Source organism: Sphingomonas faeni, assembly GCF_024273235.1.
In the GTDB taxonomy this organism is placed as follows: Bacteria; Pseudomonadota; Alphaproteobacteria; order Sphingomonadales; family Sphingomonadaceae; genus Sphingomonas; species Sphingomonas faeni_A.
This window is the reverse complement of record NZ_JANBVH010000052.1, coordinates 1-25,540: the sequence shown is the minus strand read 5'-3', so window position 1 is coordinate 25,540 and position 25,540 is coordinate 1. Positions and strand designations below refer to the sequence as shown.

Genomic DNA, 25,540 nt, shown 5'->3' with positions numbered 1-25,540 from the left:
TACCAACCCCGGACTCCAGCTATGACCGGTAGAGCTTTGGGGAGCACGTCAGTCTATCTAAGCCCGTTATTATGTACCGACCCCGGGTACGCTGCATGCGGGACCGATCGGCTTTGGCCCACGTCGTTTTTGGGCTTCGTCACAAGGGGGTGATACCGCACGAAAGCCGCGGATGCGCTGCGGGGTCTGATCGGCTCGCAGCAAACCTAGGGATGGCTGCTACGAGCGTGCCGTCCAGATGCCGACGAGCGCGGCCAGTGACACGAGCATGAGAAACCCGTTCATCACTAGGAGCAACGTCGCTGGCAGGCGCTTGATGTCCGGTCGTGGCGGCGGGGCGCCTGCGCCCATCTCTCGCCACACCGCAGCGGCGAAGCAAAAGGCGCTGAACAAGATCAGCATGGTCCCGGTCGCCGTCGCCAGCCACGGGAACACGACGTCCTTGAGCAGCGCGCGCGCGCCGATACCGGAAGCGAGCGCCGCCAGTCCGGTACGTACCCAGGCAGCATAGGTGCGTTCGCCGGCGAGGATTGTGCGGTCCGCGGCAAGCTCTGTGCGACGGTCGGCGCTGTCCACCTGCTGGACTGCGCTGTCCTTCAGCTTGCTCGCGCTCTCCGCCAGCTTCGCATGGGCCCGATCGGCGTCGTGCGGCGCGTCCATCAGCCAGCGGTAACGGCGATGCGATGCCAGGCAGTCGAGAGATAGCCGGCGAAGTTCCAGATCGCCTCGGGCCGTTCGGGCTGCATCTGCCCGGCACCGTCAACGGCGCGCACGATCAGGACGTGGAGTCCGGGAGACAGATCGACCGTGACGTGCCACTGCGTCCAGCTCCAAGGCGCATCGGGTTTTGCAGTCAGTTCCGCCTGCAGCCAGTCGGTGCCGCCATTGACGGAGACCTCGACGCGCGAGACCGCTCGGCCGAAGGCGACCGCATAACCCGCGATTTCGCACGCGCCGGCGCTGACATGCGCGCCGTCCACCGGCGCGCAGATCGCAGCATTGAGCGGCATCTCCTCGATAGTCAGACCCCGATCCCAGTCCGCGTACTCCTTCGCTACCGATGCCGGAAAGAGCTTGTAGTCCTTGGCCTGGATCGGCGCATCGGACGGGCGATCGCGCACCTCGATGCGCGTCAGCCACTTGGCGCTACGAACGCCCGCATAACCCGGCACGACGAGCCGCAGCGGTGCGCCATGTTCGGGGGCCAGCGCCTCGCCATTCATGGCCCAGACGATCAGCACGTCGGGCTCTAGCGCCTTGGCGATCGAGATCGAGGCACCGAACGGTGCTGTCTCACCATCGACATCCACGTTGTCGGCCCCCGTAGTGCCGACGAACGACGCGCCGTCCTGGATGCCGGCTGCGGCGAGCACGTCGCACAGTGCGACGCCGGTCCACGCCGCATTGCCGATCGCGCCCACGTCCCAGGGATCGCCCGAAGTCTTTTCCACGTCTTGAAGATGTGCCCGACGATTGCCGGCGCACTGCATGGTCGCGGTCACTGTCCGGGTCGCAAATGCCGTTTGAAGTTCGGCAACCGTGTAGGAGCGCGGGCGGTCGACTAAGCCGTCCAGCGCTATACGATGATCGTCGGCCAGTTCCGGCGTAGGTCCGTGGCTGCGGATGTAGAAGTTCGCCTGCGGCGTCAGGAAGGACGTGATCAGGTTATCCGGGGGCGTTTCCGCATTGAGCGGCTCCGGACAGCGGAGGATCAGATTCTGTTCGGCGCGATCGGATGCGGTCATGCAAGCGGCCTACCATGATGAAATCAATAGCGAAATCGATCGTTTTGCTAGGCGATGTCACCCAGACTCTTTCGATAGCTTATCCCTTTCTAGACGGCGGTGGAGCGATCACTATGCCGTCGCGCGAAGGCGCCGAGCGCCAGACAGCCTTTCCCGTAGATCGTCGCGATGTGGCTGGACTTGCTACGACGGCTTTGTCCCAAAAGTCGTCGCTAGGTACTAGGGATGACGGAAAACCCTGTCGCCATCGCAGATGCGCGACAAACGGGTGTTTTTCGACATGGCAGGTCAATCGCCTCTCACTCAATAGGGGGATGGCTGGGAGGGGTCACGAAGCCGCACATCGTGTTCGCGTAGGGTGAGCGGCAGGTTTTGAGAGAAGCCGCCATTTACCCCTTTGCTGAGGAACGGCGTGAGTTGGTCGAAAGCGGTCGTAAGCAGCTCAGCGGATGATTGGCGCAGAATGAGCACTCTGGTGGAGAGCGGCCTCTTCGTTTTGGAGCATTCGAAGGACCTAAGCGGCCGTTCGTTCGAGCAACTTGCCGCGTAGGATAAGTCACTGATCGTGGTCTCCTATGCCTCGGCAATTATACAGCTAAATGGCATCATGCTCTTTCTGCCTGAACCCATGTCAGCGATAGAGGGCCTATGCCTGAGGTGAAGATTACCTTTTGCAATCGAGCTTATGCGGATCGATGGTACGAAAACATGCAACTCCAGAACCCAAAGCACTTTGACGTTCTGAGGGCTATTATAGAGGACGTTTCGGCAAAAAGTGGCGGCGACATCAGCAAGGCAGATATCTTCAAGCGCCATCCCGGGATTGCAAAGCGAGTACAAGACGAAGGCTTCGATATCATACCGTCGGGTGGTCAGATGCTGCGGCGTAATGGCAACGGACTTCGCCATGCAAAATACGCCAAGTCGAGAAGCATTGCAGTGTTTTGGGAACTGATCGGCGATACCATCTATGTTACCTTCGATGACCATAAGAGGGCAGAGTATCACCGGGCCATCACCCATTTGCGTCATATCAGGCTGGGCAAACCAGCACTGCCGAAGCAGGCGCGCAACACGAGCCGCTTCATGAGAACTCTTAGGTACTTCGCGAAGCATGGTTATCATCGTCGCTTCAGAGGCTTCAACGCTACGAAGGCGTATTACGAGCTCGACCCCTGAAGGTCGTCAAGGAGCGACGACGTTTATCATGCGTCCCGCGAGGCCCTGGCGAAGCGGTCGCAGGAAGGAGTCGTCAAGCTCGGGTACTCACGGTTTGAAGCGGTCAATTCGCCCCCATCGAGCGCACCCTTCGCGTTGAGCGGTCGCTGCCCTCTGTGGCTGGAAGCGTTCCCGATGGCGTCGTTCGCTAACGACGTGGCAGGATACCTTCGATTAGTGCGCGAGGCTCTTGTACTCGCCCGACCGCGTTCCCAGTTTCCGCTCGGCTGCCGGTATTTTCGGCAAACGACATAGCCCAAATGTGTTTTCGGTCACTCCTGACGGCTGATAGCGGAAAAAACCGAGTTTTGGGTCGCTCTGGAAACGGAGCGGCCCATTTCCTTTCCAGCCCGGCATTTCCGTATGTAGCCAGGCGTTGAGACCTTAAACTACCGCGCGCGTCCGGTCAGCGGAGCGTTGTGAAAGGGATAGAGCCGATCGGTTTGGCCGGTGTCTTGGGGAAAGCCGTGTAACCAGGTCTTCTGACATTGCGTCTGGTCTCGTCGTAATAGACGGAGAGGATTCCTGTCAGAAGAAACTGAAAACCGTGATGCAGTTCCGCTTCTGTCAGCTCGAGATACAGGTATCTCGAGCGCTTGTTCGTCTCGTTCGGCTTTGCTGAAGGCCTGGCCTTAAAGACGTGCCAGCCTGAGAGGTCGCCGACAAAACCGACCATATCGTCAAAGGTCGTGCCCTTGCCGTACAGTTCTTGCAGCTTTTCGAAGATCCGGTTCTGCTTGGGCGTTACCGTATCTGCGAGTTGCGAATTAGCGCTTACGAGCGCGAGGAAAGGCCCGCGACGCCGCTCCGCCATGTTGGAGCGATCGCATCGGCATATCAGGGACGCATCCTTTAGCGCCTCGCATTCCGATGATATGTCGGCATCACGTAGAACTTTCTTCACCGACAGTATGGCGATGACCCCCTCCGGCGGGACGATGACTGTTTCGGCGACGCGCTGGAAGACCGGGTAGGTTCCGGTATCGTATACGATGATGTCGAGCTGTGTAGAATGAGCGTCCTGCTCGCCTGATCTGGACCGATCGTTGCCGCCGGTCTTGACTGCTGGTCGCAGAATGAATCCGGTCAGGACCTCCAAATCTTTTGGTAAATATTTTTGAAGATAGCTGCGGATTAGGGCTTCGACATATCGGCCGTCCTCACCGCGATGATGAGCGCCTTGCGTGACCGGGTTCGGCAACAAGGTTTCGAACTGCCGATAAACCGCGAGAAGCGCCGTAACTTCTTGATTCCAGAAATCTTGCAGGCGCCGGCCGTCCATATGGTTCCTTGTCTGCCGACTCGATTCACCGAGTGACTCGCGGTCCGGCACCCTGCGTTTGCGAGCACCGCCATGAAGCACAGTGCCATCATGCGTCGCAACAGCGCAACGCGTCTGGCCTCTAATGCCGGGCTCCCGCCTCATGAAAGGAGTCCTACGACTTCGCTCAAGCATCAATATCTCCATCCACAGACCGGCCGGGAGAGCGCCATTCTGTCCTCGCCGCTTTGAAGACCGCTACGGCGATGCTTTACGCGGCTGCGGCGGTACGACGTCCTTCTCATGGCGGTTGCCCTCGCAGCTGTGCGGCTGGAGAGGTGACCGCTCGCGCCCCTCGTGGTACTCTGTGAGCATGAGCGAGGCGTGCGGGCTAGACGAACTGAAGGTCGGCGACATCATCGCCGTAAGGGGCTCGGTCGTGAGATTCTTTACAAACGAGCAATTCCGCGAGAGGAAGTCCCGCCCCGCCGTCGTGGTCTGGGCGGACGGCGGCGTGATCGCGGCGCCGATATACACCACCAATGGCGAGAAACCCGCCGAGGGTTGGGACGGCCCGCGGCGGATCGGGCTCTTCGCTGATGCTCAAAACAAACTGCGTGAGCCGCGCTCGCAGTTTGGCATTTCGAATGCTTTCATCCTGAGCCCAGACAACTTAGGGTGCAGGTTCGGACGCCTCGCAAACGACGACAGGGAGATCGCAAGGCACGAATTCCTGCGCATCGCCACCATGGAAGCCGCCAGCTGAGACCCAATGGCGGACGTTCAGGCGCCCTTTCCTGCCTCCCAACTGCGGACGCTTGTTCATCTCCACGATATCACTGGCTCCGACCCCCAATGCGCGTTCACGACCGTCTGTCGGTAAAGGTTCAAGGACAAGGTTGAAGCCAGTACCTGACCGATCGAACGATCTCTAGGTGCGCGTCACGCGTTGGCTTGGCGATAGATGGAATGACATGATCATGGCAGATCGATCCATTGGCGCTGATGACCTGGGTGCCGTTGGCGAGGCGGAGTTTGAACGACGGTGCGCCGCTGCCGGGCTCATCGCCAACAAGTCAGGCCGCGACAAGATGGGCTGGGATTACGTCGTGGAGCGGGCGCCGGACGAGCAAGGCCCCGCGCTGGACAAGCGCCGCCTGTTCCCGCTCTGCCGGGTCCAGGTGAAGACGGTATGGAAACGCGATGGCGGTCGCGTTTCGCTGACGCTCTCGGCCGCAGAGAGGCTCGCGAAGCCCGAGGATCCGGCTTTCGTGGTTGCGTTCGAGGCCGAGGATGGCGCGGATGACGTTCAGATCGTGTCCGCGAGCCTGATCCACGTGATCGGGGCCGACCTCTCCCGCGTCTTAGAAAGGCTGCGTGCTGCGGGCGCGGGCCTGAAGAAGAAGTCGCTGAACGAGCAGGAGATCACGTTCCGAATCGATAGCGGCACCCCGTTTGCGACTGGCAAGGAGCTGCTGGCCGCGCTGCGCGCGGCGATCGGAAACGATCCTGACGGCTACCGCGACGCGAAGCGCGCGGCGCTGGCCAACCTCGGGTACGACGGGCCGCGCTACAGCGTGCAGGTAGCCCTGACCGCGGAAGACCCCGACCACCTCCATGACGCGCTCATGGGTCGCCGGCCAATCGAGGTGCGCGGGACAAATGCGGTGGATCGCCGCTTTGGCAACGAGATTCCCTCGGGCCATACCTGGGAGGCCGGGCCGGGCGGACGGCTGATGGCCACGTTCAAGCCGATCCCCAAGGGTGACTGCTCGATCGTAGTGCGGGGCGAGGGCGGCGAGACCGTCGGCTTCGACGGGACATTCTCCACGCTCCCGCTTCCAAACGTGCCCAAGGCCGAAGAGAGGCTCCTGTTCACCACGCCCACCTTCGAGTTGGATGTGCGCGGCAGCGGGCGCATAGCCCTGAACATTGGCGGCGAGCGCCTCGAGGCGAGTCGCCTTCCGCTCGCAGACTGGCGGACGTTGTTCAAGCTCGTCCGGCTCGTGAACGCCGGTCCGACAAAATTCGAAATCCGTGAGCGGAAAACAGGTGCGAGGTTCGAGGTCCCGCTGTCGAAGGCGGTCGAGGACAAGCATTCGTCGACCGGGTCCGAATTGCTGAGCCTGTTAACCCGGATCGAGGATCTCTGGGGTGAAGCCGGCGCACGGGTGCGGGATTTCACCCAGAAGGAACTCGCTGCCGCTGGTGAAGAGGTGGACGCCGTCCATCGCTTCTGGAAGGGTGACCTGCTTGAGAAGCTCAACTTCCCGATCGCCGGGTCGGAGTCGGCGGAAGCTACCGAACTCGTCCTGATCCGGGTGATGTCTGTGGAGCTCGCCGGCTCGCACGTGGCGGTTGGAGAGCGTCTTGTAATGACGAACGGAAGCGGTGGTGCAGAGTACACTCAGCGAGACCGCAGTGTGGCTACGGTCGAGGAACTCGGGGAGGCGGAGGACGCGGTGACCGAGTTCGCCAAACGGATTATGGAGAAGGTGGGCGCGCACGGCATCATGACGCTGGGCAGCGACTAATCCGCGCCTGGTTACGACAAGCTGCCCTTTCTGACCCAAACCCGGTCACCTATTGTCAGACCGGCGCTCCCCGGAAGCGGACGCCCATTCATGTGGGCGAAGGACAGCACTTGGTCATGCCACCGTGTTAACCTGTGCGCGAGGCGTCATGTACCCGGCAGCCAATGTCCGCGGCTCGCCCCACGCACAAGCGGTCCTCGACGATCTGTAAAAGATGTCGAGCAGCCCCACCCCTGCTCACCTCACAGGCGTTGGCTCAGCGAGCGATAATATCTCTGCTGGGCCGATCCCGACGGATGCTCAAACTGAAAACAGCCTGCAAAATCATCGATCGCCTGCATAACACCGCGGAGCGCTGGAGCTGTGAAGGCTTGGGTCTGCCCGGTCGACCAGTGGGACAGATAGTTTGACACGATGGTCGCAACGGCCGTGCTGAGGCCGGCGACTTGGGCGGGATTGAGGACCAGCTGGTTGGCGGCGCGGTGCAGCGCGACAGCGCTGTTAATCGCGTCGATCATGTTCTTGGCCATGTGCTTCTCATCGTTGAAGGCGAGGCCGATCGGTACGGGGATGTTCACCTTGGCGATGACCTCTTCGAGCTTGAACTCAAGATATTGCCGAACCCGGGGCGCGGCGTCGGTCGTGTTGCCTGTGTCGAGAAAGCCGATCGTTGCATCGCGGATTTTGTGTATCGCACCTGACTGCGGCAGCACCGACGTGCGCGCGGTGCCCTGGATGCACTGATGCCACCAGCCGTCGCCGTTGGAATGAGTGTTGAACAGCTTTTCCAGCGCTGTGTCGTGGCTGAGCAGGATCACCTGCGGGCCGGCGGCGACGCCTGGCCGAGCAAATTGGGATTTAATCACGTTCATCAGGTGGAACTGATGCCCGGAGTCGAAGCTCGAAGTGACGTCGTCGAGGATCAGGAATTTGGCGCCGCCACCGTAAAGCGACGCGGCGGCCAGGTAGACGCTGATCGCGAAGGCGTTGCGGTAGCTTTCGGACAGCACCGCCTGGGCCGAGACGTCGGTCAGCGACCAGAAATTGGCCAGCGAGATCGAGAGGTCCTCGCTGCCCGCCCGTTTCTTTAGCGCCGGAACGACGTCGCTGAACATGATGGCGGCGAAGATGCTGCGCGTGGCGGGCTCGATCGCCGCCAGACGCCTGGCCCCCGCATTGGACTCCGCCGTAGCGAAAGCGCCGCACGCCGTGTCGAGGAAGGCTTTCACCCGGGCGATGCGGGCCAGCTCGGCGCTGACGGCTGCGAGATCATTGTTCGCCGTGCGCAGGTCGCGAAGGTTTGTCTGCAGCCGTCGCGCGGCTTCGGCCTTCTCCACCACGGCGGTCAGCTTCTCGGGCAGCGAACGCTCGAGCGCCTCCCTGGCCTGGCCGAGCGCCTCGACCTTGGCGTTGGCGCGGGCGACGAGCAGCTCGACCCATTTCGTCAGGGCCCGCGCGGTCTCTGCGCTCAGGCGTCCCTCGACGCCGCTGGTCCGGGCGAGCGCGAGCGCCGCAGGTTCGTCGGGCAGGCGGGCAAGATTCTCCAGCGCATCGAGCTGGTTCCACCCGTTGGTCGACCAAGCGTCCGACACCGCCTTCGACGTCTGCTCCACCGTATCGAATGCCGCGAGCTTAGAGCGCACATGGTCCAGCAACGAGGCGTCGCCGGCCCGATCGCATGTCGGGCACAGCGCGGAGTCCTCCCAGGCCGGGTCGCTAAGGATGGTCTCACTCAACCCATAGAGCTGGCGAAAGACGTCGCCTTGGGTCTGCCGCAAGGCCGCGTCGCGGGCCTCGGCGAGGGAGATCAGCGCCTCGGCGTCGATCGCGCTCGGCGCGGTGTTGACGGCGTCCGACCATGCCGTGTGCTGGCGCAGCAGCTTGGCCAGTTCTTCGCGCTTTTCGCCGCCCTCGGCGGCTTTCGCTGCGTTGACGCAGGCGGCGGGGTCAATCGCCTCAAACGCGCGGCCCTCGCAAAGCGGCCGCAGTATTTCGATGCCATGCAGGGCGGAATGGGCTTTCGCCAGGAAGGTGGCCTCCGGCTCGGCCGGATCAAACGCATCGCCGACCAGCGCCAGATAGGCTTCCTTGATCGCTGCTTGCGCGCGCTGGCCGCTTACGGTGGCGCTGTTGCGGGTCGTCTCCTTGGCGCTGACCGCAAAATGATTGTTGAAGGCCTTGGCGTGCGACAGCGCGGCGAGCGCCTGGCGCAGCGCCGAATAACGCTTGAGGCCGAGCAGGCCGGCGAAAGACCGGCCGCGCTTCTGCGGTGTGAGGTCGATGAAATCCTGGAATGTCCGGCCGTCGAGCAGCACAAACTCCCGGTTCAGATCCTCGAGGATCGCGGCGCCATCGGCGCCGCCGGTCGCTGACACGGTTCGGCCGCCGGCCGCGTCGCGTTCCACCGTAACCGTGACGGCGTCGCCCAGTGCGGCGGGAAGCAAGGTCAGGGCGATCCGCCCGACGCCCCCGCTATGGAAACGGTTGAGATAATAGGACGCGCCCTTTTCGCTCGCGGGCAGGTCGTCGAGCTTCGCGATGCGCCCGGTAATGGCATAAACCACGGCGTCGAATATTGAGGTCTTACCGACGCCGTTGGGCGCCGAGATCGAGTTGATCTGATCAGGCCGGAACTTCAGGACGAGTGGCGCGCCCTCATTGTTGACGCCGCGAAAGCCCTCGATCGAGAGTTCCTTCAGATACCAGCCGCTCATTGTCCCTCGCCCTCGTGGGCCTCAGACGCGCCGGCGCTGGCTGGGGCTATCGCCGCGTAGAGCGCGTCAAGGAGCTGGTCCTGATCGATCGCGACGTCCAGGCTCAGGTCGGAAAGCACGGGGGCGAGAATGTCGGCCAAGGGTGCATCCGCCTGCTTCATCGCTTCAGCGAAGGCGGCGAGCGTCTGGTCGGCCGTCAGATTGTCATCGATCTCGAAGGCAATTGTCTGCTTGGGCATTTTTGTCCTCCCCCGCGCGCGATGCGGCCGACTCGCGCGACCAACGATACTAACGCGTGATTGCACAATAACAGAATTAGAGTTAGTGTGCAGCACGATGTTAGCGACCTCGACAGACCGGCATCTGACCCTGCTCGCGGCGACGGGGGCCTATGTCGAGACGGTGCTGCAGGCGCCGCTGGTCATCAACGGACCCATATCAGGCTCCAAGCTGCCAGCGTTCCTGACCCAGCGCTATGTCCTGATCGAAGGCGAAATTCTCGAGCGGCCCTGCATCCTGATGCTGGCGGTCGACATTCAGGACGATACCCCTGCCACGATCGCGAAGCATCGCGATCTCGTGCGTCGCCAGGCGCCCGGACGCGCGGTGATCCTCGTGACCGAGCGGCTGAGCAACCACAACCGCCATCGCCTCATTGCCCAGCACGTCCCCTTCATCGTGCCCGGCAATCAACTGTTCGCGCCGGAGCTGGCGGTGGATCTGCGGGAGCATTTTCGCAGCGAGCGCGACGCTCCGGCGGATGGTCTCGCGCCGACGGCGCAGCTGATCCTCCTGGCGGCCTTGATGGACCGCATCGCGCCCGAGACCACGGCGACCGAACTGGCGTCGCAGTTTCGCTACAGCGCGATGAGCATGGGCCGGGCGATCACCGAACTGGAGGCCTTCGAGCTGGCGCAGACCGAGGCCGCCGGCCGCTTCCGCCATGTTCGCTTCACGCTTCCACGCGAGGCTCTGTGGGCTCGCGCGCGTCTCCATTTGCGCTCCCCCGTGCGCAAGCGCCGCCGAGTGCGACAGCCTCCGCACGGCATCGACCTGCCGCTGTCGGGCGAGACGGCGCTTGCCGAACGAACCAACTTGTCGGCGCCACGGATCGAAACGCGGGCCGTGGCGGCGGCGGCCTGGAAAACCCTCGCGACGCGCTACCAGCTTGATGGTCCACCGGCCTGGGACGAGCCGGTGATCGAACTCGAGACCTGGACCTATGACCCTCTGCTCCTAGGCGACGCCGGGCTGGTCGACGTCCTGTCGCTATGGCTGAGCCTGCCAGACGGCGCCGATGATCGCGTTGCGGCCGCGAAGGACGCCCTGCTTGGCCAGGTGGGTCTGTGAAGGGACTCGACGTCTTTCGGCAGCATTTCGACGGCCTCTCACACCATTATGTGCTGATCGGCGGAGCCGCGTGCGAGATCGTCATGGAGGAGGTCGGTCTGGACTTCCGGGCAACGAAGGACCTCGACCTGGTCATTCTGGTCGAGGCGCTCGACGCCGCGTTCGGCGCGCGATTCTGGGCGTTCGTCGAATCGGGCGGCTATCAGCAGCGCGAACGAAGCGGCGGCGGGCGGGAATTCTACCGCTTCCAGAAGCCTGCCGATCCTCAATTTCCGGCGATGCTCGAACTCTTCTCGCGCGCGCCCGACGCCATCACGCCTTCCGAGGGCAGCGCGCTTACGCCGCTGCCGATCGATGAGGATATCGCCAGCCTGTCAGCCATTCTGCTCGACGACGCGTATTACAATGCCCTGATCGAGTGCAAGCATACATCGGACGCGGGCAAGGCGCTGAAGGTCTCCGACCTCACCGGCGAGATCAGCCATGTCGAGGAGCTGGTGAAAAACGGCCAGGCCGACACCTATGCATTCATGACCAATATGAGCGTGGACGCGCCGGTCGCCGCCGCGATGCGCGCCAGACTGCGCGCGCTTGGCGTGCGCAAGCCGCATATCCTTGGGCGGCAATATATCGTCCGCGTCATCCGCGGCAGCGCGCGCCTGCGCGCGTTGGTCCCGCAGGTCTACGGCCTTGGCGATCTCACCTTGATCGTCGACGAGCGGCTTAGCGAGCAGAGTCGCGCGCTGCTCGACAGCTGGATCCCGAAGCTGCGTACCTACGTACCCACGAAGGCGCATCGCGATGCCGTCAACGCCATCTCCGACCATGGCGTGGTGCTGTTGCTTGGCAACCCTTCGAGCGGCAAGTCAGCGATCGGCGCCATCGTCTCCACCATCGCGTCGGAGAATCCAGACAACACCGTCCTGGCGCTGACCAGCCCGCGCGATTTCGAAGCCGGCTGGAATCCCAACGATCCAGGCCGCTTCTTCTGGATCGACGATGCCTTCGGATCGAACGTGCTGCGCGATGACTATGTCCAAGACTGGGCATCTGCGTTCTCGAAGCTTCGCGCGGCGATCAAGCACGGCAACCGCTTTCTGCTGACGTCACGCAAGCACATCTACGAGGCGGCGCGCCGCCGGCTCGGCCAGCGCAATCTCGCGCAATTCGCCGATGGCAGCGCCGTCGTCGACGTTGGTGAGCTGACCTTGGAGGAGAAGGCGCAGATCCTCTACAACCACGTCAACTTCGGCGAGCAGAGCCAGAGCTGGCGCTCCAGCATAAAGCCGCACTTGGCGGCGGTCGCCGCCGTCCGCGATTTCTTGCCTGGTATCGCCGAGCGTCTTGGCGATCCGAACTTCACCAAGAGCTTGGCGCCGCGCGAGGCCTCGCTCGTCCAGTTCATGGAAGAGCCGACCGAACATCTCGTCGACACCGTAAATGCGTTGGACGATTCGCTGCAGGCGGCGCTGATCCTCGTCTATGTGCATCAGGCCGGTTTCGACCCGACCGATTACGACGCTTCGGCCGCCCAGGCCGTTGCCGAACTGACGGGCTTCGCCCAGAGCAGGATCCAGGATTGCTTCGTCGAGCTGAAGGGCTCTTTCCTCAAGCTATCTGGCGCCAGGTGGACCTTCGCCCATCCGACCATCTCCGACGCGCTGACGGAAATCCTGCGCCAGAAGCCGCACATGATGGCGGCGCTCCTGCGCGGCGCGACGATCGATACGATCCTGAGCAGTTTCACCTGCGAAGGGTCGCCCCTGATCCGGGACGCGCTGGTGATCCCGTCCACGCTCGACGATGCGCTGGTCGCCCGCCTAGGCCGGACTCGAGACGAGTGGCACCGCAACTGGATGCTCTTTCACTTCCTGTCCTATCGCGCCAGCGAGGCGGTGTTTGCCAAAACGGTCCGGCAGTTCCCCGACGTGCTCCGCCGGGATTGCTGGTCGACCGATCTTGCCGGGAACGATCCCCGGATGGCCACCTACGCCCGCGCGCATTCGCTCTCGCTGTTGCCGCAGGACCTGCGCACGGAGGCGGGCGAGAGCCTGGAATCCTCTGCGATAAACGGGCTCGACGTGTCCTTCTTCGCCGAGGAGGCGATGCTGGCCCTCATCCCGCCGCTGAAGCTCGTCGGACTGGGTCTCGCGCTGCGAACCACCGTTCTGCCCTCGATCGAAGATCGGATCGACGAGATCACCTCCGACGCCGATTTGGATGAAGAGCCCGACAGCCACTTCAAGAAGCTGGTGGGGGTCCTCGACCGCGTCGAGGAGATCGGCGTCGATGCCGAAGCTGCGGCTCTGATCGACGACGCGCGCGATCAGGTCAAAAGGTCGATCGAGACGCTCGAGGAGCGCAAGCGGGAACGGGACGAAGAGGTGAAAGACGACACCGACTGGACCCACATCGTGACCCAAACGAAGGACGAGCCGCCTTTACCGCCGGCCGCCGCATCGAAGCGCTCGGTGTTCGACGACGTCGACAAGTGATGCAGATCTCCTCAACCGATGCAGCGCCCATCAATGCGCTGTCCATCGCAACTGCGCTTATCGAAGCCGCCTCCGACGCCCATGGCCGATAACGAAGAGGCGCTCTGCGAAGCGCTGATCCGTCTCCTTGAGGGGGATCTCGAAGCCGAGCGCAGCGACGTCACTTATCCAGAGACTGATCACTCCGGGCCTCCGGTCCAGATGCGGCTGCGCCTCGGTGCGCAGAGGTTCGCCATCGAGCACACGCTCATCGAGCCGTTTCCCCAGGCGATCCAGACCGGAAAGTGGTTCCATGAACTGACTGAGGAGATCGAAGCCGGCCTGAACGGGGTGATGCCGCCGCCGGGAACCTACCGCCTGGTCTTCCCGATCCATCCCACCGAGGGCAAGCCGCGACGGACACACGCCGCGCTGCGTGAGCGTATCATGCAATGGGTTCGCGAGGCCGGCGAGGCGTTGCACGGCGAATGCCCCGAGCGGCTTGACCGAAACCGCCGCCCGCATGGCTATCGCGGTGTACGGACGACCGAGATCGAGGGTATTCCGCTCTCGCTATCGCTCGTCGTCCATTGGTCGGAAAGTGGTCGCCACGACGGCGCGCTGTTCTTGTCGCGCGCGGTCGGCGACGACGTCGAAGACCAGCGCCGCATCCGCATCCGGACCGCCCTCGACAAGAAGCTGCCGAAGCTCGCGGCGTGCCGGGCGGAAGGCGATGTAACCGTGCTGATCCTCGAATATTCGGACATCGCTCTGACCAACCAGGTGCTGGTCGCCCAAGCGCTAGAGGCCGAGCTGGTCGGTCGGGACGACTGCCCCGACCACATCTTCCTCGCCGACACCACCGGCGAGGAGATGTGGTACTTCTTCCAGCCGGTGGCCGACGGCCGCTTCTCGATCGACATGGACTATATCGACGTCGAGCCGCCCGTTGACGGCGCCACGAAAGAGGATCCGTGATGCTCGACGTGCAGGACATCCGCGGACCCACGATCGCACTCAGTGGCCTGGAAGGCGTCGATCGGGCCCTCACGTTCCACTATGATGAGACGAACAATATCCGTCGGCTGCTGCTGACGCCCGGCGGCTTGAATGTGCGCGCGCCCCAATGCTTTGTGCTTGGCGGCGTCGTGCATACCGGGCCCGTTCCGCAGCTCGAGTTCGAAGACATACGCCAGGCGTTCGGCCTGCAGAAATCATCGGTCGAACTGAAACTGGAGCACCTTGGCAAAGGCGATTTCCTGTCGCTGCTCGGCGCCCCCCGGGTTGGTCGCTTCCTGGACTGGCTGTCGGCTTCTGGCGCGCTTGCGCACTATCAGGTCCTCGACCCGCTCTATTGGTCTCTCGTCGATGTCGTCGATTCGATCATCACAGAGGATGGCAATGTCCAGCTCATGACGGTCGCCCCGTTGCTCAAGAACGACCTCTTCACGCTGCTGCGCGACGACGTCGACGGCACGGCTGAAATGCTCGGACGCTACAGCTATCCTGATGTCGGTCCAGCGCGGCGCTCGGCCTTTGTGGCGGAGCTCCGCGATCTCGTCGAGGCCCGATCGGGCCTGCTGCCCGCCTTCAACTACCAGATGCTGAAGGGGCTGCTGGAGATCGCTGCCAAGCTCGACAGCCTTCCGTATCTGGAGGATGAAAACCCCAATATCCTGATCGACGGCTTCGGCGCCTTCTACCTCCATCGCTTGGCGCTGTTTAAGAACGCGACGCACATCCTCGACATCGAGAAGACGATTGAGACCTACCTCGCGTCGCTCGATCTGCGGGATGGCTCGGCGCCGCTGAAGCATTTCGAGTTTGTCGACTCTCGCGCCAGACCCTGGGTCCAGCTGTCGGATGCCCTGGTGGGCCTGTTGGGCAAGCTCTTCAGCTACGCGAGCCACACACCCTTGCTGGAGATCGAGGCGGCGGTCGCCAATCTGAACGCTCGTCAGCGTCGCGCGCTCGACGCGCTCACGGACATCCTCAGCCGATCGCTCGACGATTGTGCGGGCTTCGCTCACTATATCGTGTCGCTCGAAGATCATCGGCGCCGCACCGCGATCCTCGGCTTCTGAAGATCAGATCTGCGACGATATGAGGCGGGCGTCGAATTGGCGGTGGACCAGCCATGAAAGCCGATCTTCGATCAGCCGGCCGTAGCTGCCGGCGGCGCCGCGCCGCCCGAGGCGATCGCTTCGGTGACCTCGCGCACCGTGGCGACGAACGCTTCAAGGAGCTGACAGCCTTGCTCGACCGGGTGCGTGTCGGACGCCGCGACCTTGGCGCGCTCTTTCCCGCTCGCGACGAGACTCGATCCAAGATGCGCGTCGGCGTTGCGGAGGTCGTTGATCCCGAACAAGGGCGCCATCGCCACCCGCGCGGCGGCGTCCCCCAGCGATTTCGCGACAAGCCGCTCCAAGGTCTTCAGCTCGCGGAGCTTCTCCTTGGCCGCGACACCCGCCGGCCCGCGCAAGGCGTCCAGATCGATGCGCTCGGTGAGCAGTCGGTTCAGTTCCTTGGCGAGGGCGAGCAGCCCGTCCTGCTCCACCGCTCGGAACCGATGCGTCCGTCTGATGATGGCCTCGACCGCGCCATGATCGCGAAGCACGGGAGCGCCGAACCGGCTCTGGAACGCCTTGTCGAGCGCATCGAGAACACCGGCGATCTGCGCCTCGGGCGCCGCCGTAGCAGCGGGTTTGCAGTTCATCTGGGCATCGAACAGCTCGCGGGACGCGCCGCCGTCCAGCGGCGTGCTGTGAGCCGCCCAGATCCGCTGCTCCCACCCATCGAGCTTTGCGATGTCTTTCGCAAAGATCGTGACCAGACCCAGCGCATTGACGCCGAAATGGATGCCGGTGTCGGCGGCGGCGATGCCGCCCGTGTCGCGGCTGTACCAACCCAGCCGTCCGCTCCGGAAGTGCAGCAGCGCGGGCACCAGCGTCGGCTTGAACGCGAGATAGGTCATCGCGCCGATGCACTGCGCGGCGGTCTTGCGATCGCCGTCCGTGCCGACCGCGAAACTCACATCATCGGGCTCCGGGTCGCCGCGAACGCGGATGCTCTGCTTGCCCGGCTCGAACCACTCGGTGCGCCAGAGGGCGCCGAGGCCCCGGAAATGAAACGACGGGTCGGGCGGGAAGTCCGCATCGGTGATGTAGAGTTCCCGGCTATCGCGACCGGCCGACCATTCACGCGGCATGTCAGCCCAGCTGTACGGCGGCTTCTCCGCGAAATAAGCGGATCGCTCGTGGTAGCTCGAAAGATACAGCGCCATTCCGCGGGCAGCGAGATAGTCGGACAGCATCTCGGCGCGGATTTCCAGAAGGACGGGGCTTCCCTCCGCATCCCGTTTCAGCCGGGCGACCTCGATCCATCCCTCATCGGGGCGGAACCAGGTGTCGCCCTCGCGCTCGAGCTTCAGGGCGATCGCGAGGTCCTGATGCAGGTGCCATGTCTGACGCTCGAAGCCATCCTTGCCCTGGGCGACGACGAGGCGCGTCCCGACGATCGCGCGTTCATCGCTCCAGTCGCAATGAACGTCCGCCTGCCGGTAGAGGCCTTTTTCAACGCTCGGGCTATGCGTCGAGGTATCGACGTCGCTCCACGTGAGCGTGTCGACCGCGCCGCGGTCGGCCGACAGAACCGCGAGGGTCGCGATGCCCGCATAACATTGGCTGGGGGGCGGATCCTTGTTGGCGCGATCGCATGCGTTCTTGCAGTGCAAGGCGCATTGCATGCGCAGCAGCGTCAGCCGGCGGCCCAGGACGGCGGCTATTACGACCTGAAGGACTACAGCTACTTCAACGAGCCCCAGACGGCGCCCACCCCGTCGCCGTCACCGACCGCCCCGGCCAGCGCGGCCGTGACCGCGGCGGTGCCCGCGACCGCGGCGCCCCTTAGCCCGGTCGCGGCGTCGAAGGCTGCAGCGGCACCCCCCACAGCCGCGGTCAGCGCCGCACCCGCTGCGGCGGTCGCTGCTGCCGCTGCGGGAACGCCCTACGCCTATCCGAAGGGAGACCTCGCCAAGGCGAAAGCCGATGCCAAGGCGCTCGCGACGCCGGCGCGTCAGACCGCTGCCGGTCTTCCGACCGGCACGGACCTGGGGAGCACGATCCCCGGCTACACCGCCGCGACGCAGCCAGGAGCCGTCTATGCGGATGATCCCGACGGCCTGAGCAGCGCGGGCGCCTCGGCGGCGGGGGGCAACGACGCGTGGCGGACCGTAACCGATCCCTCGCGCCAAGTCGTGAAGCTCGCGCCCGGCGAGATTGCAGGCGCACAGGAGGTCGAGAAGGATCCGAACAGCTTCCTGTCGGGGCAGGCTCTCGGCGCAGCGGACGGCAGCTGCAAACCGCTGCCGGCACCGGGAAGCACCGACTATTACGAGGCGACCTGCAACAAGGGCGCACAGGTGGTCGAAACCCCCGCGACCTGTACCGGCCGTATCGACCCGACCGTCGTGAACACCCTTCGCTACTTCTATTACGGGGTGGCGCCGAACCAAACCGCATACGGCTTCGCCTCGACCGCGGTCCTGAGCGCCAAGGTCTCTGCCGGGATCTGCCGTGCCGAGCCGACGGTGACGCAGATTTGCGACGCTCAAATCGAGATGGGCGCTGGCGGTACTGACCCTGCCGGTTATCTCCGGTTCTGCCGCTCGAGGGTCAGGGGGACGGCGCAGCAATACTCCTGCGCGGCCGAGATCCCGCAAGGCGAGATCCCGGAGCACATCAACTATCGGACCGGAACTGCCTACCTGAAGTCCGAGGGCACGAGGTCGGTCACGGTGACGCGCAACGAGGGAACGTGCCCCGCCATGCTCGCGGATACGACCTGCACGGCGCAAGGGCCCGAGGTCTGCACCGAAGGGCCGGAGACGCGGATCATCGACGGTGTCGCCGTCACCCAGTCCTGCTGGGCCTGGTCACGCCCTTTCATCTGCCAACGGATTTCGCAGGCCTCGGACTGCTCCGAGCTCGAGAACAACGGCAAATGCACCTACGTCCGTGACGAGTGTCTGGACGATCCGCAGGACGGCCCCTGCAAGGTGACTACCAAGGTTTATAGGTGTCCGTTGCCGGCAAAGCCGAGCGACGGGACTGAGAAGTACATCTGCGGCGATGACGTTTACTGCATCAACGGCGATTGCGAGCCGATCGAGCGCGAGGCGTCGACCGAGTTCAAGGATGCAGCCGTCGGCCTGCATGTCCTCGGGCAGGCGAACGCCGAGTTCAATCCCGACACGCTGACGCTGTTCTCGGGCACGCGCGAGACCTGCAACAAGAAGATTTTCGGCGCGTCGAACTGCTGCTCCGGCAGCGGCGTCCCTCTCCTGACCCCGTGGCTTTGCAGCGCGGCGGAGAAGCAGCTCGACCAGAAGGACGACAAGGGCCTGTGCCACAAGCTCGGCAGCTACTGCTCCGACAAGGTGCTTGGCATCTGCGTCACCTCCAAAGACGCCTATTGCTGCTTCGAGAGCAAGCTGTCGCGGATCCTGCAGGAACAAGGTCGCCCGCAGATCGGAAAGCCCTGGGGCAAGCCGAAGAGCGAGACCTGCAAGGGGTTCACGCTGGACGAGTTCTCACACCTCGACCTGTCCGTGATGGACTTCTCCGAGGTGTACGCGGAGTTCACCGACGCCGCGAAGCTGCCCGACGAGATCGAGACCTCGAAGCAAATCCAGGAGCGGATCAAGGCCTACTATGACACGCACAAGGCTAACCCGTGATGGCTGACGTGGTCCGCTACGATCAGCGCCGCAAGCTGACCGACCTTTCCGTGGTCGAGTTCGCTGTCCTCACCGCCTTGTGCCGCGTCGGTCCGCACCCGGCGCCGTTCCTTCTCCCGACCCTGGGCGAGTGGTTCGGCATCACGCTGGGACTGGACGACATTCAGCCCGCGATCGGGCGGCTGAGCCGTGTCGGCTACCCGCGCTGGCGAGGCGTAGCGAGCTGGTCATTCCGTAGGGAATGACCGCGATGCGAGCGAGCCGGTGCGCGGGTGATCAGTGTAGGTCGCGGGCACGCGCGAGGCGTAGCAAGTAGGCGACCCGAAGGCGTCGCCACGACGCGAGCGAGCCGTGCCCGGCGCTGCCCGGTGGGTGGTTTGTATCGCGCACCGCGAGGCGTAGCGAGCTGGTCATTCCGTAGGGAATGGCCGCGATGCGAGCGAGCCGGTGCGGGGTGGTTATCGTGGCAGTTTCCCCGCCGGCTCATGGAGTGTTCCAGATTGTGAGCCCTGGTGAAGGCAGACCAGTCTATACTGGTGAACTGCGAACCCTGATCCGAATGGATCAGCACGCGGTTCTTCGGCTTGCGCCGCCAGACCGCCATGTGCAGGGCCTGCAAAACCACATCGGTTGTCTGACGGCTTTGCAACGACCATCCCACCACGCGACGGGAATAGAGGTCGAGCACGACTGCCAGATAGGCGAAGCCTTCCATCGTGCGGATATACGTGATGTCTGTCACCCAGGCGCGATTAGCCTGCGGCACGTCGAACTGGCGATCCAACGTGTTGGCGGCAACGGCGGAAGCTCTTCCTCCTGAACTGCCTGGACGCCGCTTGTAGCCGATCTGCGCCTTGATTCCTGCCAGGTTGGTAAGGCGGGCAACGCGATTGGGACAACAGGTCTCGCCCTGATCGAGCAGATCGTCGTGCAACTTACGATACCCATAGACCTTGCCGCTGTCGCTCCAAGCCTGCCGGATCAATGCAATCTGCCGAGCATCTTCTTGCGCTCGCCGGCTTAGCGGCGCTTTGCGCCAGGCGTAAAAACCGCTGGGCTGGATCGCCAGGCACCGGCACATCGCGCGGACGCCAAACTGGTTCTGATGCTCGGCAACAAACGCGTATCTCACTTGGCATCCCTGGCGAAATACGCGGTGGCTTTTTTTAAGATGTCGCGCTCCTCGGTCACCCGAGCCAACTCGCGCTTCAACTGGCGGATCTCGGCGTCCTTATTGGCATCGCCCGACGTCACCGTCGCAAACTGCTTCTTCCATGCATACAGCGAGTGTGGGCTGACGCCCAGGCGCTGCGAAACCTCCGCTACCGGGTAACCCCGCTCCGTGATCTGCACCACCGCGTCACGCTTGAACTCATCGCTGAAATTGGGCTTCCCCATCGTCACCTCCTGTCCTCAAAATTAGGATTGAAGGCGTCCAGAAATCTAGGGGCTATTCACTGTGGAGTGCTCTGCGGCGCGCGCGGGCGAGGCGTAGCAAGCTGGTCGACCGCAGGGTCGACCGAGATGCGAGCGAGCCGTGCGTGGCCGCTGGTGGCGGGGTGGAGCGGAAGCACAGTCCCACGCGGCGCGATGGGGCTCGATGCCCCGGAGCGCCGCCCCCGCGCGACGAAAAAGGCAAGGAGGCTCCGGTTGCCCGGAGCCCCCTCGCGAGAGCGGTGTCAGGCCCGACGATCCATGGCCATCGGGCGCTGCTCGGCGGCACGGAACACGTGGAGCGGGACGCCGGCGTTGCGGAGCTTGCGTGCGAAGTCGAGCTGGACGCCCGAGCCCTCACAGACGATCGCCTCGACCGGGTTCAGGTTGGTGATCCGCTCGTTGCGGACGAACCCCGCCCGGTTGCCGAGCTTCCGATCCAGGCGGAACAGGATGATCTTGCAACCGCGCGATGCTGCCCACGCGGCCGCGATCGCGTCGCAGCCCTTCATCTGGGCGGTGGTCACCAGCACCATGTTCGGGATGCGGCGCTTGATCTGGTCCAGCCGGTCGTACAGCGTCTCGTGGTCGTGCCACTGCGCCCCGCCCGAGAAGGCGACCACCGGACCCTCGGGGTGATAGTCGGCGCGGCGCTTGGCGGCTCGTGCGGCGAGGTAGTCGGCACCCTCGATCATCGATGCGGTGAGCTTGGACGACACCCTGCTGCCGCGGGTCGTGGAGAAGGGCCGGCCGGTCTCGACGCGGTACACCTCGGCGGCGTGATCCCGCATGCACTCCAGCGCCTCGCGGTTGCCCTCGACGCCCGGCGAGCCAGCTGTCGAGGATCACGGCCGCGACCTGGCGGCCTTTGCCCGCGCCGGTGCCGTCTCCCAAGAAGAAGCCCTTGCGATACCGGCTGCCGTTCTCGTCAATGATGAGGCCGACGCCTTCGGGATCGGGACGGAAACGGCCGGGAATGAACTGCGTCCACGCGTGACCGGCGTACACCACGGTTTCCAGCTGCGAGGAGGACAGGAGGCGGTCCTTGACCGTCCGCTCCGGCAACGCCGGGACGTGGGTGGGGATCGGCGCGGGGATCGAGCCCATAGCGACCGATTCAACGAGTGCGGTCGGGTGCTCGCCGGCACTGTCGAAGACGATGCGGCTCGGCCGGTATGGCAGATAGACGCCCGTCTGCTCCGCAAGCGGTGCCGGGGTTTCCAGGACCTGGTACGTCACGGGCGCGACCTCGTTCCGGGCGCGCGCGCGGAAGACGCGAGGCGCGGTCGCGGGCTTCGATCGGACGCTTCGGAAGAGGGACACGGCCCCTCCCCTCGCAGCGGCAGGCTTCTCGACCTCGTCCGAGAACTCCAGGCGTTCGGGTACGCTGATCTCCGGGAGGAGTTCGCGCACGGTCCCTCGCTGGATCGTCACGTTGTTGCTCTGGCCGACCGCTTTGTCGAGAACGTAGAGGCGGACCGCGACGCCGGTGCCGTGCTTGCCGTATGCGTCGGTGAGGCGGATCGAGGTCCTGACCGTCACCTGCTCCAGCGTGGTCGTCCAGATCTGGCCCATGCGCGCGGAGTTCGTGAACCAGTCGGGCATGATCGCCACCACGCGGCCGTTCGGGCGGACGCGCCGGATCGCTGCCTGGAGATGTCGAACCGCGGCAAGCGAGTCCGTCCCGTGCCCGATCGAGCGCGAGAATGGCGGGTTCATGATGATCAGTGTCGGGCGGGTCGACGCTGCCATCGCGCTGCCGATCGTTGCGCCGTCATGAGCCGAGATTGGCGCTTCTGGAAAGACCGCCTGCAACCGGGCGCGCCGGGCAGGGTCGATCTCGTTGAGCTGGAGGGCCGTGACCGTGGGAAGCTGGGCCACCAGCAAGCCGTTGCCAGCGCTCGGCTCGAGGACGATGTCGGAGGGCATGGGAGCCGCCAGGATCAGGGCGACAGCAGCTAGGTCGAGGGGTGTCGAGAACTGTTGCCACTCGATCTGCTCCTCGCTTCTCACGGTTTGCGTTGGAAGCCGATCGAGCAGCACTGCAGCTTGCAGCACATCATCATGTGCAACGTGCAAGCGATCTGTACTGCGATTTCGCATTGCAAGTGCAAGTGCAAGCTCAAGTACCTCGAAGCTCTCGCGCTGGGTCCAGCGGCCGTCGGCGTCGGAACCGCCGAAGGCGGTCGTCATCGCCTCGTTGAGCAAGGCGCGCGTGATCTTGTCCTGGCCCTCAAGGCTGGGAACGAGCCGCATCGCCGCAGCGGTGCAACATGACGCACGATCGCGTGCGGCGTCGAACAGGTCGTTCATGGGGATCTCCTGGCTCTGTGGCTGCACGACGCAGCTCACCAGACCAGTCCCCCTCCCCTCTATGCTCCGGTTCTGACGTCGGCCCAGTCGCCGAATTGCCTCGGAGGCGGCATTCGCCGGAGATTCAAGCCACGCGGACGGTAAGCTGCCCACGCTTTCCGACGGGCGCGGCGTCCCTCTGGATCGTTGTCTTCGGCGAAGATCAACGTCCTGACTGAGTCCGGGATGTGGACGCGGTCGAGCCTCGCGGCGCCAAGCGTCGCCCAGCACGGGATGCCGTTATGCTGCGTGAACATTGCTGCCGTCTCGAAACCCTCGGCAAGCGCCAGCGTGTCCGTCACGCGCATGCCCTGCCAACTCGCGCCAGCCGGGGTCCCCAGCATCACCTTTTCGAGATACCCTCCGTGTTCGAGGTCGAGGAAGACCCGCTGGACGGCGTGTAGGGCTCGACCTTCTCTGGCGGCGACTATCAGCGCGGGGAGGAACCGGGTGGTAGGCTTCGGTCCCCAAGGGCATCGGGGGTGAAACCGGAGGTCGTCGAACCCGTCGCGGATCCCGCGCCGCCTCAGGTACGCCTCCGCAGGCGTGCTGGCGACCGGGACGGCCTCGCTCCAAAGCCGCTCGACATTCGGCTGTCGGCCGAGCGGTGCCGCCTTTGGCGGCTCGTAACGTTGGCCGGGCCTCAGCCGGGAGATCTCTCTTAGGACATCGTCCGCGTCGCAGCCTGCGAAGCAGTGAACGAGGATCCCTTCATTGCCCTGCCGGACCGAGAGGCTCGGCGTCTTGTCCTGGTGGGCAGGGCAGGGGCACATCGCGAGATAGCCGCGCCAGGTGCCGCCCAGGGCACCTACGATATTGACTACCTGCTGAGTGGGTTTGAGGGCGACTAGGGTCATGGTGCATCCTTTCTCATGATGCACCTCACCCCCTTCCCTCCTAGTCCTTGGCGCCTTCAGCCAGCGCCAGAAGCCGATCGAGCGCGTCAGGGTAGGATAGCTGCTCGCGGTCGCAATATTCGTTGAAGCGGGTGTAGGTGGTTGGGGTAATCCTCATGGTCACGGACTTGCTCTTCGTCTCGCGCACCCTACGGCGTCGCGCCGTCGGCGCTGATTGATATTCGTCGGGCAACTCCATTGGGGCAGCGCTGGGGCGAGGGGCGGGAGTAGGGCGCATTGCTGAAAGATCGAGACCGCTAGCAGCGGGCTCACGAGCGGCGCGGCCGAACTTCTTGGGTTCTGGTGCTTCGCTCATGCTTTGACCTCGGATGTGATGATTGCAACGATCTCCCGAAGGAGGCTTTGAACATTCTGGCGGGCGCGCTCGGTCCGCGCGAGGTTATGGGCGTCCAGTTCCTCCAACGTCATTCGGTAGAGAAACATCGCGCGATAGGCGTCGCCCAGGAACAACTCTGATGAGAAGACCGGCGCCGCCTGGCGCGTCTGCTCCATGATCTCGCGCTCGGCTCGCGAGGTGATCGCGGTCGTGCGCTGGGTGAACAGGATGCGATGGGGGAGGGGCCTCTGCCGGGCGCGCTCAATGAACTCGAGGCGGTCCAGGAACTCGATCGAGCGCTCAAGGTCCGCGGCCGACGCGCGCTGAGGAATGATGAGCATGTTCGCCTGCAGGGTGGCGTACATCACCTGCTCGTTGATCGCGCCCTTCACGTCGAGGATCACGAACGGGTAATCTTGCGATGCGTCGTAAACGGCTGTCTCCAGCTGCTTTTGCGTCATCTTGTGGCCGTCCTCGACCACGATCCCATCCTTCAGCTTCCAGTCCTCGTACCAGCGATAGAGGGAGAGCTGAGGGTCCGTGTCGATGACGTAGACCGTCTGCCCCGCAGACCTGATTTCGGAGGCTAGCGCGAGCGCGGTGGTGGACTTGCCGACTCCGCCTTTGATGGATCCCACGAGAATGACAGCCATGACGGTCCCTTTGTACTGCTAACCAGCATTACAGTGCAATGCGCGTTGCATGCGTCTTTGCATGTGATTGGCGAAGCGAGCTACACCTTGCAAGCACAATCGCACTACACATTGATTTGCGCCGCGCTGTGTAATGCGCTCTGCACTGCAATGGTGTAAAAATATTCCACGTTGTCAGGCCTGAAGGGGTGTGGTCCCTTGCCGCCATGGCGAACAGGCTGACCTTTGTTGCGAACTTACTGATCGGCGTCGCTGCCGGCGCAGCGACGATCACCAGCGCTGCCGCTCAGCAGGTCGAGCTGGTGCCGTTCAGAAACGTCGGTGACGGTGTCGTAATCGAGGTGGGCAAGAAGCCAATTGGTATCGAGATCCCGGCTGCTCTTCCCAACGAGGCGACGGCGCTCTCGGCGGAAATGCTTGCTCAGGACTTCGCGGGCATGGCGCCGCCTCCGTCGTTCGCGCCGGCGATCGCAATGGCTCCAGTCGAGCGGTCGTCCATCCCGGTGCCCCTTTGGATGAGGACCGGAAAGGTGACGACATCGGGTCTCGCGGCTGCGGCTGCGGTGGCACCGTATCTCTACAGCCCGGCCGCGTGTTCGATTTCACCGTACCGTCCCCGGGGGGACCTACCCATGTACCTCGAGCAGCGGCGCGCACGCTATTACCCGCTGATCTCGGCCGTCGCCTGCGAGGCAGGGGTTCCCGTCGGGCTGTTCGATGCGCTCGTTGCGCAGGAGAGCCAGTACAATCCGCAGATCGTCTCGCCGAAAGGTGCGGTGGGCCTTACGCAGCTGATGCCGGGCACCGCGGCTTACCTTGGCGTATTCAACTCCCG

The 25,540-nt window shown here is 63.9% G+C and carries 23 protein-coding genes and 3 pseudogenes; 14 read left to right on the top strand and 12 right to left on the bottom strand.

Going from position 1 to position 25,540, the window contains the following annotated elements; all coding sequences use genetic code 11:
* Positions 1–219 precede the first annotated feature (219 nt).
* Complete coding sequence (locus tag NLI89_RS19745) at positions 220–660, bottom strand: YidH family protein (protein ID WP_051916165.1); 441 nt, start codon at positions 658–660, stop codon at positions 220–222.
* Positions 660–1,745, bottom strand: coding sequence for a sulfite oxidase (locus NLI89_RS19740; RefSeq protein ID WP_254688536.1), 1,086 nt, complete (start codon positions 1,743–1,745; stop codon positions 660–662). Before NLI89_RS19740 ends, NLI89_RS19745 begins: the two co-directional genes overlap by 1 nt.
* Before the next feature lie 648 nt (positions 1,746–2,393).
* Between NLI89_RS19740 and NLI89_RS19735 the strand changes: the two genes are divergently transcribed.
* Complete coding sequence (locus NLI89_RS19735) at positions 2,394–2,924, top strand: hypothetical protein (RefSeq protein ID WP_254688535.1); 531 nt, start codon at positions 2,394–2,396, stop codon at positions 2,922–2,924.
* 445 nt (positions 2,925–3,369) lie between these two features.
* Here NLI89_RS19735 and NLI89_RS19730 read toward each other — a convergent pair whose 3' ends face one another.
* Positions 3,370–4,245 carry a DUF6602 domain-containing protein gene (locus NLI89_RS19730; protein WP_254688534.1) on the bottom strand — a complete coding sequence of 292 codons (876 nt, stop codon included), beginning with the start codon at positions 4,243–4,245 and terminating at the stop codon, positions 3,370–3,372.
* A 352-nt stretch (positions 4,246–4,597) separates the two neighbouring features.
* On the opposite strand from NLI89_RS19730, the gene NLI89_RS19725 reads away from it, so the two are divergent.
* Positions 4,598–4,990: a hypothetical protein gene (locus NLI89_RS19725; RefSeq protein ID WP_254688533.1), complete on the top strand. Its 393-nt coding sequence runs from the start codon at positions 4,598–4,600 to the stop codon at positions 4,988–4,990.
* A 208-nt stretch (positions 4,991–5,198) separates the two neighbouring features.
* Positions 5,199–6,758 (top strand): hypothetical protein, encoded by a 1,560-nt coding sequence (locus NLI89_RS19720; protein WP_254688532.1) that lies wholly within the window; start codon positions 5,199–5,201, stop codon positions 6,756–6,758.
* 242 nt (positions 6,759–7,000) lie between these two features.
* On the opposite strand, the gene NLI89_RS19715 is transcribed toward NLI89_RS19720, so the two are convergent.
* Both NLI89_RS19715 and NLI89_RS19710 read right to left on the bottom strand, forming a co-directional pair.
* Positions 7,001–9,472 carry an AAA family ATPase gene (locus NLI89_RS19715; RefSeq protein WP_254688531.1) on the bottom strand — a complete coding sequence of 824 codons (2,472 nt, stop codon included), beginning with the start codon at positions 9,470–9,472 and terminating at the stop codon, positions 7,001–7,003.
* Positions 9,469–9,711, bottom strand: a complete 243-nt coding sequence (locus NLI89_RS19710; RefSeq protein ID WP_254688530.1) for a hypothetical protein — start codon at positions 9,709–9,711, stop codon at positions 9,469–9,471. The genes NLI89_RS19715 and NLI89_RS19710 overlap by 4 nt, the downstream gene beginning before the upstream one ends.
* 97 nt (positions 9,712–9,808) lie before the next feature.
* Here NLI89_RS19710 and NLI89_RS19705 point away from each other — a divergent pair, with 97 nt between their 5' ends.
* Positions 9,809–10,822 carry a hypothetical protein gene (locus NLI89_RS19705; protein ID WP_254688529.1) on the top strand — a complete coding sequence of 338 codons (1,014 nt, stop codon included), beginning with the start codon at positions 9,809–9,811 and terminating at the stop codon, positions 10,820–10,822.
* A 38-nt stretch (positions 10,823–10,860) separates the two neighbouring features.
* Here the strand turns inward: NLI89_RS19705 and NLI89_RS19700 are convergent, their stop codons facing one another.
* Positions 10,861–11,091 carry a hypothetical protein gene (locus tag NLI89_RS19700; RefSeq protein ID WP_254688528.1) on the bottom strand — a complete coding sequence of 77 codons (231 nt, stop codon included), beginning with the start codon at positions 11,089–11,091 and terminating at the stop codon, positions 10,861–10,863.
* A 9-nt stretch (positions 11,092–11,100) separates the two neighbouring features.
* Here NLI89_RS19700 and NLI89_RS19695 point away from each other — a divergent pair, with 9 nt between their 5' ends.
* The 3 genes from NLI89_RS19695 (at position 11,101) to NLI89_RS19685 (ending at position 15,380) form a co-directional block, all read left to right on the top strand.
* Positions 11,101–13,317 (top strand): hypothetical protein, encoded by a 2,217-nt coding sequence (locus tag NLI89_RS19695; RefSeq protein ID WP_254688527.1) that lies wholly within the window; start codon positions 11,101–11,103, stop codon positions 13,315–13,317.
* Positions 13,318–13,398: 81 nt separating this feature from the next.
* Entirely contained in the window at positions 13,399–14,274 is an 876-nt protein-coding gene (locus NLI89_RS19690; protein WP_254688526.1) for a hypothetical protein, read from the top strand.
* Positions 14,274–15,380, top strand: coding sequence for a hypothetical protein (locus NLI89_RS19685; protein ID WP_254688525.1), 1,107 nt, complete (start codon positions 14,274–14,276; stop codon positions 15,378–15,380). The genes NLI89_RS19690 and NLI89_RS19685 overlap by 1 nt, the downstream gene beginning before the upstream one ends.
* 71 nt (positions 15,381–15,451) lie before the next feature.
* On the opposite strand, the gene NLI89_RS19680 is transcribed toward NLI89_RS19685, so the two are convergent.
* Positions 15,452–17,029 carry a hypothetical protein gene (locus tag NLI89_RS19680; RefSeq protein ID WP_254688524.1) on the bottom strand — a complete coding sequence of 526 codons (1,578 nt, stop codon included), beginning with the start codon at positions 17,027–17,029 and terminating at the stop codon, positions 15,452–15,454.
* On the opposite strand from NLI89_RS19680, the gene NLI89_RS19675 reads away from it, so the two are divergent.
* Together NLI89_RS19675 and NLI89_RS19670 are read left to right on the top strand one after the other, a co-directional pair.
* Positions 17,024–19,033 carry a conjugal transfer protein TraN gene (locus NLI89_RS19675; RefSeq protein WP_254688523.1) on the top strand — a complete coding sequence of 670 codons (2,010 nt, stop codon included), beginning with the start codon at positions 17,024–17,026 and terminating at the stop codon, positions 19,031–19,033. The two genes, NLI89_RS19680 and NLI89_RS19675, sit on opposite strands and share 6 nt — an antisense overlap.
* Complete coding sequence (locus NLI89_RS19670) at positions 19,033–19,278, top strand: hypothetical protein (protein WP_254688522.1); 246 nt, start codon at positions 19,033–19,035, stop codon at positions 19,276–19,278. The genes NLI89_RS19675 and NLI89_RS19670 overlap by 1 nt, the downstream gene beginning before the upstream one ends.
* Positions 19,279–19,490: 212 nt before the next feature.
* Here the strand turns inward: NLI89_RS19670 and NLI89_RS19665 are convergent.
* The 3 pseudogenes from NLI89_RS19665 to NLI89_RS21970 all read right to left on the bottom strand — a co-directional run.
* A pseudogene (locus NLI89_RS19665) lies at positions 19,491–20,431 on the bottom strand (IS3 family transposase); the annotation flags it as partial.
* A gap of 281 nt (positions 20,432–20,712) precedes the next feature.
* Positions 20,713–21,288 (bottom strand): annotated as a pseudogene (locus NLI89_RS19660) (DUF2493 domain-containing protein); the annotation flags it as partial.
* A gap of 55 nt (positions 21,289–21,343) precedes the next feature.
* Positions 21,344–21,574: pseudogene (locus NLI89_RS21970) on the bottom strand (strawberry notch-like NTP hydrolase domain-containing protein); the annotation flags it as partial.
* Between NLI89_RS21970 and NLI89_RS21965 the strand changes: the two are divergent.
* The 4 genes from NLI89_RS21965 (at position 21,513) to NLI89_RS19650 (ending at position 22,744) form a co-directional block, all read left to right on the top strand.
* Positions 21,513–21,653, top strand: a complete 141-nt coding sequence (locus NLI89_RS21965; RefSeq protein WP_368077309.1) for a hypothetical protein — start codon at positions 21,513–21,515, stop codon at positions 21,651–21,653. The pseudogene NLI89_RS21970 and the gene NLI89_RS21965 sit on opposite strands and share 62 nt — an antisense overlap.
* A 327-nt stretch (positions 21,654–21,980) precedes the next feature.
* The gene (locus NLI89_RS21960) at positions 21,981–22,247 is read left to right on the top strand and encodes a hypothetical protein (protein ID WP_368077308.1); all 267 of its coding nucleotides are present in this window, start codon (positions 21,981–21,983) and stop codon (positions 22,245–22,247) included.
* Positions 22,244–22,429, top strand: a complete 186-nt coding sequence (locus NLI89_RS21955) for a hypothetical protein (protein WP_368077307.1) — start codon at positions 22,244–22,246, stop codon at positions 22,427–22,429. The genes NLI89_RS21960 and NLI89_RS21955 overlap by 4 nt, the downstream gene beginning before the upstream one ends.
* Before the next feature lie 21 nt (positions 22,430–22,450).
* Positions 22,451–22,744, top strand: a complete 294-nt coding sequence (locus NLI89_RS19650) for a hypothetical protein (protein ID WP_254688537.1) — start codon at positions 22,451–22,453, stop codon at positions 22,742–22,744.
* A gap of 95 nt (positions 22,745–22,839) precedes the next feature.
* Here NLI89_RS19650 and NLI89_RS19645 read toward each other — a convergent pair whose 3' ends face one another.
* The gene (locus NLI89_RS19645; protein WP_151992020.1) at positions 22,840–23,676 is read right to left on the bottom strand and encodes a DUF7146 domain-containing protein; all 837 of its coding nucleotides are present in this window, start codon (positions 23,674–23,676) and stop codon (positions 22,840–22,842) included.
* 351 nt (positions 23,677–24,027) lie between these two features.
* Positions 24,028–24,705: a ParA family protein gene (locus NLI89_RS19640; RefSeq protein ID WP_151992019.1), complete on the bottom strand. Its 678-nt coding sequence runs from the start codon at positions 24,703–24,705 to the stop codon at positions 24,028–24,030.
* A gap of 206 nt (positions 24,706–24,911) precedes the next feature.
* On the opposite strand from NLI89_RS19640, the gene NLI89_RS19635 reads away from it, so the two are divergent.
* The coding region (locus NLI89_RS19635; protein ID WP_254688521.1) for a transglycosylase SLT domain-containing protein at positions 24,912–25,540 on the top strand (629 nt) is incomplete at its 3' end.

Coding starts and splice junctions, on each gene's coding strand:
- NLI89_RS19745 (WP_051916165.1), bottom strand. CDS start 660: ATGGACGCGCCGCACGACGCCGATCGGGCCCATGCGAAGCTGGCGGAG.
- NLI89_RS19740 (WP_254688536.1), bottom strand. CDS start 1,745: ATGACCGCATCCGATCGCGCCGAACAGAATCTGATCCTCCGCTGTCCG.
- NLI89_RS19735 (WP_254688535.1), top strand. CDS start 2,394: ATGCCTGAGGTGAAGATTACCTTTTGCAATCGAGCTTATGCGGATCGA.
- NLI89_RS19730 (WP_254688534.1), bottom strand. CDS start 4,245: ATGGACGGCCGGCGCCTGCAAGATTTCTGGAATCAAGAAGTTACGGCG.
- NLI89_RS19725 (WP_254688533.1), top strand. CDS start 4,598: ATGAGCGAGGCGTGCGGGCTAGACGAACTGAAGGTCGGCGACATCATC.
- NLI89_RS19720 (WP_254688532.1), top strand. CDS start 5,199: ATGATCATGGCAGATCGATCCATTGGCGCTGATGACCTGGGTGCCGTT.
- NLI89_RS19715 (WP_254688531.1), bottom strand. CDS start 9,472: ATGAGCGGCTGGTATCTGAAGGAACTCTCGATCGAGGGCTTTCGCGGC.
- NLI89_RS19710 (WP_254688530.1), bottom strand. CDS start 9,711: ATGCCCAAGCAGACAATTGCCTTCGAGATCGATGACAATCTGACGGCC.
- NLI89_RS19705 (WP_254688529.1), top strand. CDS start 9,809: ATGTTAGCGACCTCGACAGACCGGCATCTGACCCTGCTCGCGGCGACG.
- NLI89_RS19695 (WP_254688527.1), top strand. CDS start 11,101: ATGCTCGAACTCTTCTCGCGCGCGCCCGACGCCATCACGCCTTCCGAG.
- NLI89_RS19690 (WP_254688526.1), top strand. CDS start 13,399: ATGGCCGATAACGAAGAGGCGCTCTGCGAAGCGCTGATCCGTCTCCTT.
- NLI89_RS19685 (WP_254688525.1), top strand. CDS start 14,274: ATGCTCGACGTGCAGGACATCCGCGGACCCACGATCGCACTCAGTGGC.
- NLI89_RS19670 (WP_254688522.1), top strand. CDS start 19,033: ATGGCTGACGTGGTCCGCTACGATCAGCGCCGCAAGCTGACCGACCTT.
- NLI89_RS21955 (WP_368077307.1), top strand. CDS start 22,244: ATGAGCCGAGATTGGCGCTTCTGGAAAGACCGCCTGCAACCGGGCGCG.
- NLI89_RS19645 (WP_151992020.1), bottom strand. CDS start 23,676: ATGACCCTAGTCGCCCTCAAACCCACTCAGCAGGTAGTCAATATCGTA.
- NLI89_RS19640 (WP_151992019.1), bottom strand. CDS start 24,705: ATGGCTGTCATTCTCGTGGGATCCATCAAAGGCGGAGTCGGCAAGTCC.